Raw genomic sequence first — 12,353 nt, 5'->3', positions numbered from 1 at the left:
ACGTGCGAGGAATCGGAACCGATGACGTGCAGTTGACGGTGAACGTGCCCGCGGGAACGGGCGATTGGTTCGGCGGATGGCAAGGCGATTCGCTCTCCGAGCCGGATCGGTACTGCAATGCGGCCGCAAACAGCGGGCGGATGGTCGAGCTGATCCAGCGACGACAACCTGCTGTCATGCTCTGTCATTGGCAGGGAATGTATAGCAATGGCAGCCAAGAAGGCTTCCGTTCCTTTCAACGCGTGGTTCAGTCATTGGCGTCGCAATTTGGAAACGAAACCATCTGGATGAAAGTCAGCGAGATCGCTCGTTACTGGGCGGCCAAGCAGTTGACCGAGATTGAACAAGTTGGCGACCAGCTCACGCTCCGAGCCCCCTTCGCAACGGAGAAATTCACTTTGCAAGTTGGCGGTGCATCAGGACCGGTCAGCATCCAACATGGAAGCGAACGGACCGTGCTGCGAGAAGTCACCGATCGGTCAAAGCTGATTTCCGGATCATGGGTTTCAGATGACAGTTCACTCGTCGCTTGCTTTGACTTGCCGAAGGGAACGACGGAAATCCTGCTCGGTCAGACTCCTGCGAGCTGAATCCCGGAGTCTTTCAATGCGATCAAACGAAAGGCAATTCTCGATCACGAGCTTGCTGGTTCTCGTTGGAATTTGTGCGACGCTGATCGCAGTGTCGCGACACCATCCGTTGTGGTTACTGCTGGCGTTCCCATTGGTCCTTGGTCCATTCGTTGCTTTTCATAAAACACCGACGCGATGGGCGTTGTTGATGGGGGGATTGTCGTCCTCGTTCTGGTCATTCGTCGCGATGGTCCCCTATTTCGTGTTGGGCCCCATCTGCATTTGGGCAATCTCCCATTGGGATGAAGGCTGGGTGGTTTCCCTGGTGCAATGGGGAACCCTCGCTTACTTTCTTGCCGTGTCGATCGTGGGTGGCTACCTCGGCGGTGTCGCGTCCGCACCTGATTGACGTTGTGACCTTGCCTGTCATCCGAGCTGCCACTGGCACAGTCGTGCCCCAGGCCTGCGTTTGCCAGAATGACTTTTCGAGGATACTCCGAACGCCGCGTGCCGAGAATGCGATGTGACACGAATACGCCTCTCGAATCGGCCGTTCGTAAAATTGCAACCAGACTCCGTCACTCGGAGTGCTAAGGTTTCCTGACCATGGGCCCAATGTACGCTTCTGCGATCACCACATTGTCTATAAAAACATGCTGGTCGTGTGGCGATGCGGTCTTCCCACCGTGGTAGAGGTTCATCCAGATCTGCTCGATCTTGAGTTCGTCTGTCAATCGAAACCGCACGTCCGTTTTTTCAAACGCCAGGTGCCCATCGATCCAAGCTCGCAAGACTCCATCTTTTTCGCCGGGAGTGTTCAGGTGGCAGTGTTGTTCGATGGTGTACCAGCGATTGGTTTTCAGGTACCCGCGATAACCTTGGCTCCAAACCCAGTGGGATCCATAGGTACCTTTCATGTCGGCGTGGTAGCAGTAGAACCCAACCGGCGTTGTTCCTGCCAACGGATTTCCCGCGGGAATGGTCTTTTGAAACAACCCGCGAGCTGACCAGCCGTCGGTGCCATCGCTCTTCCGACCGCCCCAGCCCGCTCGCCCGTACGTTCCACTGATCCCAGGCAGCTTGCCGCCTTGAACGGTTTGGTTCCAATCGTCTGCCAAACGCAAGTGATAGCGAAAGTAGATTTCCTCGGGCTCGCTGCCGATCTGTTCATCGAATTTGTACAGCGTGTTCAGTGCCGTGAATCCTCCCTCGGGGATGCGAGAACGCAACGCTTTGCCTTGCAATGGAATGAATCCTTTGAAATTCGTGTCTGGATCGACCGTGTCCACTTTGCCGTTGGGGCCGGCTTGAGTCCATTCGCTTTCCCAGTCCGCCTGTTCGAAATCCGTCGCGAAAATCACGTCAGGGTCTTTCGCGATTCCTCGATCGTTTTCGTACTTCGCCGCGATTCCTCGAACTGGCGAACTGGGGAGGTCGGTTTCGCCTTGACTGCAGCGAAACACTCCGATGCTGGCCGAACCGAACTGCTCAGGCGAATGCAGCAACAGTGTGGCGTTGGTGATCCCTCCGATTTCGGAGGCTTGTTCGAGATCGAATCGGACGAGCAGGTTTTCCGCCTCGGCGGAGACTCGCAGTTCGGAGGATTGCCCCTGACAACGGTATGTCCATTTGGTCAGGAACGTATCTGCGATCGTATCGAGGATGGCCGTTCCGTTCTCGCCAGTCAGTTCGAGTTTGGGATGCTGGGATTGGTCGGTGCTTTCTCGGCTGGCAAATGCAATCCGGCCGGCTCCTTCGATGACCCGTAAGAACATCCCTTGATTCGGATACGTTCCCTGGCCCCACTCGTTTACTAGCGTCGTCACGTCCCAACGAACGGGTTGGAGTGTGTCCGTGTCGAGCACTTCGGCGATCGCATAGGGAGCCTTGCCTTGCTCGGTTCCTTCTGCGTCGCACCAATCGCCCATGAAGTGTGCCCATCGCAAGGAAGCGGCTTGGTTGTAATGCTCGCGATTGGCACCATCGTTGTGCTCCTTTGTGCCCTCTGCCCAATAGGATGGATCCGCCATCACTGAGCCCGATCCGAACGAAACGACCACCGCAATAGAAACCGCGAAGAAAAAGAAAACGTGGCTCACTGTGGAATGCTGCATTGGAAATCGGTAAGGTCACGAGGGTGCGAAGCGAACAACAAACAATGTACCCACTTGAATGCAACATGGCTGGACTCTTCCTATCACCTCAGCGGATCGATCGTGTTGGCCTCTGCTGTTACGCGTGGCGAATGGCGATGCTGCTGATGTTGGCCTGCCAGCAAGTGAGTGTGTGTGCGGAAACTCCTCGCACGGTGGATGCCCAATGCTGGCAAACGCAAACGCTGGCGTCGATTGAAACGAAACTCGAGAATGCCGCGTCGGACGACGAACGCTTGGAATACGCCGCTCGACGATCGTGGCTTCGTCGGTGGAAACCGGGGCAAATGCCAATTGCTCCAGCCGAAGCACCGGATGAATCGGAATTGATGGAAGAGCCCGTGTTGGCTGATCTGCCGCGACCTGAGTCCATCGACGCAGACGCTTGGGACGTGATGGTTGATTGGCAGAAACGGTTGATCGGATCTGATACCGACGACGACCGCAAAGACAACTTGCGGACCACGATCGAATTGGCCAGCCAACTGGAGCAATCTCTGGCGGATCATCTTCCGGCTGATTTGCAATCGCTGGCAACACCCACTGGTTGGGCACTTGCGTACACGCGATATCGGCTGGGGAGAGCTTTGGCGTATCGCGAGTTGCCGGAGGTCCGAGAGCGATGGCCGATTGCTAACCCGGACGAATATACATCGCGGTTGGTGGCTGCTTTTCAGCGGCTGACGGAGCAAACGCAGGGTGATCGTCGTGAATTCATTCTATTGCAGGACCGAATGTTTCGGCGAGCTGGGAAGAAGGGGCGAGCACTCGAATTGTTGGAGTCCAACCGGCATTCCATCGAGCCGAAATGGTATCTCAAGAAGCGGCGTGATTTGCTGCAGGAACTCGGTTGGGATCCACCCTACCGAGAAGCGGCCCGACTGTACCTTCAAGCAGGCTACGTTGACGAATGATGCTTTCACTATCCAGCACTGATATTCAGCTTCCATCGCCACGCCCGCATGGGCTGGCCAAGTACCGGGACCTCATCGAAATGGCTCGCGGCGGCAACGGGGTGTTGTATGCCGCCTACGACCAAATCGTGGGCCGCACCGTGGTGCTCAAGATGTTGTTGCCGGAACACCGCTTGGACCGCGGGTACCGGCGCCGTCTGCTCCGCGAAGCACGGGTGACGGCGCAACTGGAACACCCGGGAACCGTGCCAGTGCACGAGATCGGCGAGGACGATGAATACGGAATCTACTATGCGATGAAACGGATTTCGGGCGAGAATTTTTTCTCTGTGCTACGCCAGCTCGCCAAGGGCGATGAGAAGGTGACTGCTGCATTCCCGCTGCACCGACGGATCGAGATTGTTCGAGACACCTGCCAGACGCTGGTGTTTGCACACGCGGCTGGTGTGATTCATCGCGATGTCAAACCGGAAAATATTTGGGTGGGTAACTTCGGTGAAGTCACGCTGTTGGATTGGGGCTCAGCCAAGGTATGGGGGGCGCCGACTCTGGATGAAGGTCGCTATGCCGTCGATCCAACACCACCCAGCGAGTTCAGTCCCGCGCCGCCGAGCGAGTCTGTTCCGACGCCAAGAGTTCAACACGAAGAACATACTTATGAGCTACCAACGTTGACGCCAGCCAATTTGTTGATCGGTACACCGACGTACATGTCACCGGAACAGATTGCCAATCGAGACATCGACGAACGCAGCGACGTGTTCTCCGCGGGAGTCTGCTTGTACGAAGCGATGGCAATCGCGGAACCCTTCCGCGGCAAAGATCGCAATGAAACGTTCGAGAACATCTGCATGCGTCAGCCAACTCCACCGAGCGAACGTTCTCCCCAACATCACATTCCCAAGGAAGCGGACCGGATCGTTTTCAAGGCGATCGCCAAACAAACCGCGAGTCGGTACCAAACGATGCGGGAGCTGATCACGGACCTGGACGAGCTGATGCTGATCGTCCGCCAAGAAGAGAACGAGTGACATGCGATCGATGCTTGTTCAGCGTGGCAGTTGCAGGAACTTGCTGATCTCAGTCTGTTTGCCGTCAGGGCCGGCGATCGAAAGGATCAGGACTGGACGAGGCATTCCAGTCGCGTGATCGATTCGGATTCGATATCGCTCGCCTTCCTTCAACGTCACCTCCGCTTTCTGGCGGGATTCATCATTGGGGCGTTGCTCGAGTCATCGCCGTCAGTGTGATTGCCATCCGAGTCACTGCCGCCTGTGGCTGAACATGCCAACCCGTCAGGATCTCCAGTTCGCTCGCGAGGACCTTGCCATGGGAGTGCAAGCTCGAGAAATGTGTCTCGCTCGGTCGCACCAGGATTCGAGTCCTCGCAGCGAGAACTGCAGATTCCGAGTCCGAATGGAGTTTCATTGACACGGGCGTTGGCACGATGACTGGCTTCGGCGGCGTTTGATAGTCTTCACCGTTGATGCTGCGAACGACCGATCGCATCCATTGATCCAGTTCTTTCTGCATGCGAACCAATCGATCTCGCAGTTTCGGATCGCCGGACAGGTCATGCTCCTCCATTGGATCGTCGGCCAGGTTGTAAAGTTCGAACTTGCGGCCGTTAATGCGGTGAAGTTTCCATGGCCAATCGTTCCAGGCGGCGTGGCCAGTCGTTGTGTTTTCGGCGAACTGGGGGAATTCATCGACATCCTTTTGCATTCGATGAGCGTTGTGCGGTAGCGGTGCGCCGGCTTGCTGTTTAGCCAGGATGTCTTTCAGGATTCGGTCGCTGTAGGTCAGTTGGCCTGATTGGAATTGATGCCAAAAACCCATTGGCTGATCACGGGACGTGGACTGCCCTGTGATGATTTGGGTGATGTCGATTCCGTCGAGCGGCAGAGTTGGCCCGTGGGTGGAATCCGGATCAACGTCTGCCATCGCCAGCAGGGTGGGGTAGATATCGCACGTCCAGACAGGCACGTCGGTTCGCCCGCGCAGATCACGAGCGGGCCACTCGATGATGCCTGGAATCCGCAGGCCACCCTCGTAAATGCTGCCTTTTTTCTCGCGGCCGCCAGACGTTTCTGTGTTCAGTCCGCCGTTGTCGCTGCAGTACCATACGATCGTGTTGTCCTCGATCTTCAGGTCGCGAAGTTGTTTCCGCAGACGACCGAGTTGTTGGTCGAGCAGTGTGATTTCGCGATAGTAGCCCGCCTGTTTCTGGCCGGTGTAGAGCGGCGGTCCGTCGGGGACTTCTTGGTGTGGGTCATGCGGCGACGGAAACCAAACGGTCAGGAAAAATGGCTGGTCGCTGGAACTGTGTTTGGTGACGAAGTCGATGGCATCGTCCATGGCCAGGACCGAGCCCTTGCCCTGGCGATGCTCGACCTTTCCGTTGCGACTGAGGTAGGGATCGTTGTCGTAGAAATTCAAACCGACGCACCATTCATCGAACCCCATGCCGCTGGGGTTGCACGGCGAGTCCGGCTGGCCCGATCCCAGGTGCACCTTGCCAAAGATCCCCGTCGCGTACCCGGCGGCCTTGAGCGATTCCGCAATGGTTTGTTCCTGAGGCCGCAGGTAGCGTCCGTGATTAGGGACCTTGGAACGGATCGGGTTACGGCCAGTCATGACGCTGGCTCGAGTCGGCGAGCAAACCGGTGCGGCCGCGTAGAAACGGTCGAACACAAATCCGTCTTTCGCCATCGCATCCATTTCCGGCGTTTGCACAAACGGATGCCCGTTGTATCCAACGTCGCCCCAGCCTTGGTCGTCGGCCATCACCAAAACAATGTTGGGTTTCGCATTGGCGTGTGTCTGTGGTGACTGAGCCGCCGCATGCAGCGCCGGCAAGAGCAAGCACGCCAATGCCGCCGGCAACCAAGCCCATTTTTTTGTCAACGTCATTCGATTCATCGGTCAAAGCTCTTCAGCAGCGGATATCAAGAGGTGGTGTGAGCGGCATGCGAGTCGGCGACCAACCAGTCAATCGCCTGGGCCCAGAACCGTTGGTAGTCTTCCCAGTAGACAAAGTTGCATCCCCAATGCGGTGCGGGGTCGGAAGTATACGCCAATACTTTTCCGTGTCCGAACTGGCCAACCGCCATCAAGGGATCGTCCGTCCCCTTCCATGTGGCAAGGACCTCGCAGTCTTCTCGAGGTTTGACAATGTTGTAACCGAGGATCGGAGGTATGTTCGCAAGGTCCACGTCCGCGAGGATGGGATGGTTCTCGGTGAGTGTGGACCCGGTGAAACCTTCGGTGCTCTCGCGAAGGTCTTCCACGTCCAGACAAGTGACGGGCAAAATTTCCTTCAGCCCAGTTCGCCCCCATCCTCCTTTGCCCATCTCACCGTTGAAGCTGAGCCAGCCGCCGAGGAACATCGCGTGGGTGCCTGCTTGGACAGCTTCCACGGTCAGTCGCACGCGGTCGGGAAAGGTCAACGGTTGCTTGCCAAACTTGCTGCGATCAAAGAACTGCGGAGCAAGCTGAAAGTTTTTCGCTTCGACGTCCGAGAACACCAGCACGTCATACTCATCGAGAACTTGTTCGAGTTCGCCTGGTCCAAGTCGGTAGAAATCCCATGTCGGAACGGACGTGACCTCGTGTTCCCCCGTCGACTCGATCGCCGCCTTCAACCACTTCCCATAGTTGAAGATCTCCGTGCCTTTGTGGGAATAGTTGAACGGAGTCTCGGCAAAAACCGGCCCGAGCATCACCGCCCAATCCCCCACGTAATAAACCTTGGCCATGAACCTGTTCTCCCTGAGTCTTTGGTGTTGAAACGCCGCTATGCAAATGTCGCTAAAATGACTGGCCGCTGAGTCGGTTGCCGGGCAAGTTGTGTAGCAGGCCCGAAGATCGATGATTCATTGGCGTGTGCTATGTTATTGAAAAGCCGAAAGTTGGACTTCGCGAGTCCGTTCAGGGATGTCGCAATTCACGTCGCAATCCCTGCTGCTTTTGTCGCAAATCTTGCCATGCGTTCTCCTGATTCAAACCCGACGATGAGCGGCGCGATCATCACCGAGGTGGCTCTGGTCGACCAAGTCAAGCGTCGAGAGCGAGGTGCATTTCGAAGCGAATCTCTGCCTGGGCATTTGATTCATGTCTGCACGGCGGGCGAAGTCGAGCAGCGTTCCGCCGGTGTTTCGCAGCGGTTCGGGGCCGGCGATGCGATTTGGTATCACGAGAATGAAATCGTTCAGGGCAAGGTCCTGCAGCCTCCGTGGAAGTTCTTCACGGTTAACTTTCGTGCGCCGTCGCTGTTGCCACCGCCGCTTGACCAACGCGTTTGCTCTGTCTCCGAATCGACGCTTGAGCGAATGGATCGCCTGTTGAGTGTTTGGCGTGATCGCAACGACTCGGAAGTGAAGCGTCACTTGTTAGTGCACGCGATCTTGCTCGAGGTGATCGCCGACCTACTTCCCGCGCAGACTCAAGGCCTGCGGATCGACACGCCGGCCCAATTGTGGTGGGAGATTGTCTCCGAACTGCGGACGAACCTCGACGGTTCAATTGACCTTCGGTTGCTGGAGCGGATGAGCGGTCGATCGCAACGCAGCATCGCTCGAGCTTGTCGGTTGGCGACTGGGATGCCGCCCATGAAACGCGTCAAGCAAATCCGGCTCAGCTACGCGCGCGGGTTGGTTCAGTTGTCTGATCTTTCCATGACAGAAATCGCGATGCGAATCGGCTACCCACGCGTGCAAGAGTTCAGCCGCGACTACCACGCGAACTATGACGTCACTCCATCAGCAGACCGGAAAGCCGGCCCCGACTACCGCGACGCAACGCGGGATGAAGAAGCGTCGGATTGAATTGGCGGCTCGCGGTTCCACCCCGCAATTCTCACGGCCACAGACGGGGAGTTCGAACCACACGTTTTCAGAATGTCGGGGGCACCACCGGTTCAAGACGGCTGGTAAACGGCGACGATTGTATCTGTTCGCCTGCTCGCAAGGGCTGTGCTCAAAATGCCAGAATCATGGCGACGATGAGTTCCATGAAAACGTCCGGTCCTGCCAATCGCATAGGCATGCTGGGCACCAAAGTTTCTGAAATACCTTCCACCGACAACGCTGCCGACATCATGCCACATTGGTTTTGCAGAATCACCTGTGTGGCGATCCTGTCACTCGGGATCGTATCGCCCGCTGCGGCGATGCAAATCTTCGTCAAAACGCTGGCTGGAAAGACGATCACGCTGGACGTTGAACCCAGTGATTCGATCGCGAATGTGAAGGCAAAGATTCAAGACAAGGAGGGCATTCCTCCCGCTCAGCAGCAACTGATTTTTACTGGCAAAACATTGGAGGATGGAAGAAGCTTGACGGACTACAGCATCCAAAAGGAGAGCACCCTGCATTTGCTCGTGAATGTCGGCGGCGGAAGTGCTGGGGCTGCGGCGGGAACCGGGGATGAGTTGGCGGGCCTGCACAGTGGGATTTCCCAATCGTTGCTTTCTCTGGGAGGCTTTCAGTTTCAATTCCTTCGCGACCAAGTCAATGAGATTGCCGGCTCTCAATCAACCGGATTGGATCGGCAGGATGCTTCTGTTGCAACGGCTTCCATGGCGCGTCCGTCGTCTGTCCAGCTTGTCAGTTACCAGTCAACCATTGCTGCGGATTATGCTCGCAACAATTCTTTATCTGATCAGAGCGAGTGTCGAAGTCGGGCGGATCGCGGCGCCTGGCTGCGTGGGTTTGGGATTGGCGGTCGAGCGGAGAATCGAGACGCAACCACTGCGTTCGACTACGCGGGAGGCGGTGCCCAGCTCGGTGTGTTCCGTTGGCTCAATTTCGAAACCATCATGGGGACTTACTTTGTTTTTGCCGGGCAAGATCTGAGCTTCGACAACGGAGTTTCTGCGAATGTCGACAGCACGCAGTGGGGTGGCTTTCTCCATCGACCTGACTCGGTGGGTAACTATTACCTGCTCGCTTGTTCAGTGGGCTACAACGACCACGACACCAAACGGCAAGACGCTGAGGGCGACTTCGAGGGAGGGCAAGCCGGTTTGTTCCTGGAGCGTGGTTGGAATCGACGCTGGAAGCATTTGGTCGTGCAGCCTGCTGCGTCGCTGCAGTATCAGTTCATCGGACAAGAGGGATACCAAGAAGAGGGCACGGCAGGTGCATATGTGGACGATCTCACGGTCCACTCCTTGCGCAGCCGTACCGGCGTCGGCCTCACAACCGCCCGACGTTGGACGTGGCGCGAACATTGGACGATTGCGCCAACGGTTCGAGTGGACTGGATGCACGAGTACTTGGATACCAACGCGGTCGTTTCAGGGGTTAGCGACGGTACCGCGTTTGCGTCACAGGCTTCCGATTTCGGCCGCGACTGGGCATTGGTCAATGTTGGATGCAGCGGCAACCGAGGCCGGCACTGGTCCGTGTACGCGGGCTACGATTTGCAACTGAACGATCGCCAGGATTTGCACGTTGCCAGTGGTAGCATGATTTACCGTTGGTAGCGACGTTGTGGTTTGCAATGCACCAGCCGCTTGATGGTGTTGGGGAATCACAGTTTGAAAGCGAGTGCCAAACTATGGGGACCAGGAGTAGCAGGTTTTTTGCTCGGAGAGTGACCAGAGTTGGGTGGCGGCTTCTTGGTTCACGGCGAGAGGTTCGAGTGGGCATTCCCCTACGGGGCCGACTGTTTCGACTCTTTGGGTTGGACCGTACAAGGCTTGTGGTTTCAGACCTTCCTCGGTCGCGCACATGACTTCGGGCCACGAACCTTTCTCGGCGGATTGGGCGATGAAGGGAGAGATCACTTTCCACAACATCTTCATCGGCAAACTGGCGGTGTCGTTGAGCAAGTTGGTCCGCGATGCACCGGGATGACAAACCCGAACCTGAACTTGTTTGCCGGCCGCGTGCACGCGTCGCTGAAGTTCGTACGCGAACATCATTTGCGCTAGCTTGCTCTGCGCGTAGGCGTTCCAAGCGGTGTAGTTTTGATCGAAGTTCAAATCTTCGAATTGAATTTTCTTCAGCCCCATTTTGTACGCGTTGCTGCCGACGACGACGATGCGGCCACGTGATTCTTCGATCCGGTCGAACAGCAACCCGCATAGCAGGAAATGACCGAAGTGGTTCACTCCGAGTTGGCTTTCAAAGCCTTCCACGGTGAGCTCCTGTTTGGCCACTTGCGCGATCGCAGCATTGCAGATGAGTGCATCGATCCGAGGAACTGTCTCAAGCAGTTCTGCCGCAGCTTGTCGCACGGAATCCAGCACCGCCAAGTCCAAACGCACGAAGGTCACACGAGCGTCGCCGCCGAATTCCTGTTTCAAAGTCTCGATCGCGGCGGCTGACTTTTCGGCATTGCGGTTCATCATCACGATTTTCGCACCCTTGGTCAGGAGTGTCCGAGTCGCCTCGAATCCCGCACCTGCGTTGGCGCCAGTGATGACATAGGTTTTGCCTTGGAGCGAGCCGAGTCGCTCCGGAGTCCAGCCTTGCGGGCCAAATTGCTTTGTAGTGGTCATTGTTTCGTCTCGGTTTTGATGGGCGACGTTGGCAGTGTTTGGTGGTGGCTATTGAGGCTGCATCAACTGGCGAATCGTGGATTCAAATGTGCGATAAAAATTGACTTGGTGGCCACGGAATTCATCTTCTTGCATGAGCGTTGAGACTTCCTCAGAAGAGTGAGCAAGCGGCCAAAGTCCAGCGATCACGGCGTGATGTTGAATGATGAATTCCTGCACGGCAGCAGCCGACATGTTTGGCTGAACCGATTGGATGGCCGCCACGCATCGTTCGAGTGAAGGAAGGAGAGATCGCTTGAATTCTCGAAGAAAGTCGGTCGTGAGATTGCGTTCCAGCACGGAGGCCAGAACGACCGTCAAGCGACAGAAACGGTCGCGATCGCGAATCGCCTCCGTCAGCGATTTCGCGATTCGTTTTGGCGTGGGAGAACGAAGTCGCTTGAGCCGGCTTTCGACGTCGAGCAACCAATCGTGGAGTTCTTCCCGGTACAGGCTGATGAAAACCTCTTCCTTTGTGTTGAAGTAGTGGTACAGGCTTGCCTTGCCCAGTCCCGCCGTGGCAGCGACGTCTCGCATCGAGATGTCAGCGAGCTCTTTCTCATCAAAGAGCGAGGCTGCGGCCTCCAGGATGGCCGCAACACGCTCAGCCTTCTGGTCCGGTTGTCGAGCCCTTTGCCAGCTCATTTGCAGATTCTCCCTCAAAGGCTTTTGGCGATTCGACCGGCGGTCGATTGTTAGTCGACCGGCGGTCGGGTGTCTGTTCATCCGACCAAAAGGCAACTGCAGCGTCAAGACCGCCGCGGTGTGAAACTAGAAATCTTCCGGACAACCTTCAGGTGAAGACAGGAAGAACGTGCCGCTTGTGACCAGCGTTCTGGCGGCATCGGCAAAGAGTGGGCTCGGCTGCATGCGTCCCAGGGCGGCTACGACGCAATGATGAAAGGCAAACTGTAGGATATTGATCCGTCTTCCTCGAGCTTCCTGCTCTACTGGAGCATCCCGTTTTTGCCACGCGGCACGGTGTTGAAGATGTCAAGAAAGGCGATGGAGAAGAGGGGGGGCTAGTTTGTTAAGGGGGGGCTGTTTGGTGATCGTTGGAGCGAAACAGGCTCGTTTCCCCTCTCCACCGCGGAGGTCGTGCAGTTGATCGAGGCCGCGTTTTAGCGGCATTCAGCCTTTGAGCACCTCTCCCGAAACGAAGTTTTGG

11 protein-coding genes and 1 pseudogene are annotated in these 12,353 nt (G+C 56.6%); 6 read left to right on the top strand and 6 right to left on the bottom strand.

Features of this window, described 5'->3' with window-relative positions:
• Positions 1-590: pseudogene (locus ACF8AM_RS03230) on the top strand (hypothetical protein); the annotation flags it as partial.
• Positions 591-642: 52 nt separating this feature from the next.
• Complete coding sequence (locus tag ACF8AM_RS03225; protein WP_392554250.1) at positions 643-981, top strand: hypothetical protein; 339 nt, start codon at positions 643-645, stop codon at positions 979-981.
• 181 nt (positions 982-1,162) lie between these two features.
• Here the strand turns inward: ACF8AM_RS03225 and ACF8AM_RS03220 are convergent, their stop codons facing one another.
• Positions 1,163-2,671 carry a polysaccharide lyase gene (locus ACF8AM_RS03220; RefSeq protein WP_392554251.1) on the bottom strand — a complete coding sequence of 503 codons (1,509 nt, stop codon included), beginning with the start codon at positions 2,669-2,671 and terminating at the stop codon, positions 1,163-1,165.
• A gap of 80 nt (positions 2,672-2,751) precedes the next feature.
• Here ACF8AM_RS03220 and ACF8AM_RS03215 point away from each other — a divergent pair, with 80 nt between their 5' ends.
• Positions 2,752-3,639, top strand: a complete 888-nt coding sequence (locus ACF8AM_RS03215) for a hypothetical protein (RefSeq protein WP_392554249.1) — start codon at positions 2,752-2,754, stop codon at positions 3,637-3,639.
• Complete coding sequence (locus ACF8AM_RS03210; RefSeq protein ID WP_392554248.1) at positions 3,636-4,670, top strand: serine/threonine protein kinase; 1,035 nt, start codon at positions 3,636-3,638, stop codon at positions 4,668-4,670. Before ACF8AM_RS03215 ends, ACF8AM_RS03210 begins: the two co-directional genes overlap by 4 nt.
• 18 nt (positions 4,671-4,688) lie before the next feature.
• Here the strand turns inward: ACF8AM_RS03210 and ACF8AM_RS03205 are convergent, their stop codons facing one another.
• The 3 genes from ACF8AM_RS03205 to ACF8AM_RS03195 are packed head-to-tail and all read right to left on the bottom strand — an operon-like array spanning position 4,689 to position 7,397.
• The gene (locus tag ACF8AM_RS03205) at positions 4,689-4,829 is read right to left on the bottom strand and encodes a hypothetical protein (protein ID WP_392554247.1); all 141 of its coding nucleotides are present in this window, start codon (positions 4,827-4,829) and stop codon (positions 4,689-4,691) included.
• Positions 4,830-4,851: 22 nt separating this feature from the next.
• On the bottom strand, positions 4,852-6,552 hold the full coding sequence (locus ACF8AM_RS03200; protein ID WP_392554246.1) for a sulfatase-like hydrolase/transferase: 1,701 nt from the start codon (positions 6,550-6,552) through the stop codon (positions 4,852-4,854).
• Positions 6,553-6,587: 35 nt separating this feature from the next.
• A complete protein-coding gene (locus ACF8AM_RS03195) occupies positions 6,588-7,397 on the bottom strand; it encodes a glutamine amidotransferase (RefSeq protein WP_392554245.1) in 810 nt (269 codons plus the stop codon).
• A gap of 228 nt (positions 7,398-7,625) precedes the next feature.
• On the opposite strand from ACF8AM_RS03195, the gene ACF8AM_RS03190 reads away from it, so the two are divergent.
• A complete protein-coding gene (locus ACF8AM_RS03190; protein WP_392554244.1) occupies positions 7,626-8,465 on the top strand; it encodes a helix-turn-helix domain-containing protein in 840 nt (279 codons plus the stop codon).
• Between the two features lie 185 nt (positions 8,466-8,650).
• Positions 8,651-10,126 carry an autotransporter domain-containing protein gene (locus ACF8AM_RS03185; RefSeq protein WP_392554243.1) on the top strand — a complete coding sequence of 492 codons (1,476 nt, stop codon included), beginning with the start codon at positions 8,651-8,653 and terminating at the stop codon, positions 10,124-10,126.
• 72 nt (positions 10,127-10,198) lie between these two features.
• On the opposite strand, the gene ACF8AM_RS03180 is transcribed toward ACF8AM_RS03185, so the two are convergent.
• Together ACF8AM_RS03180 and ACF8AM_RS03175 are read right to left on the bottom strand one after the other, a co-directional pair.
• Positions 10,199-11,146 (bottom strand): SDR family oxidoreductase, encoded by a 948-nt coding sequence (locus tag ACF8AM_RS03180; protein ID WP_392554242.1) that lies wholly within the window; start codon positions 11,144-11,146, stop codon positions 10,199-10,201.
• A gap of 48 nt (positions 11,147-11,194) precedes the next feature.
• Positions 11,195-11,830 carry a TetR family transcriptional regulator gene (locus tag ACF8AM_RS03175; RefSeq protein ID WP_392554241.1) on the bottom strand — a complete coding sequence of 212 codons (636 nt, stop codon included), beginning with the start codon at positions 11,828-11,830 and terminating at the stop codon, positions 11,195-11,197.
• Between the last annotated feature and the right edge of the window lie 523 nt (positions 11,831-12,353).

This window comes from Rhodopirellula sp. JB055, assembly GCF_043100905.1.
In the GTDB taxonomy this organism is placed as follows: domain Bacteria; phylum Planctomycetota; class Planctomycetia; order Pirellulales; family Pirellulaceae; genus Rhodopirellula.
Note: the sequence above shows the minus strand (reverse complement) of the source record. Positions and strands in the feature narration are given on the sequence as shown.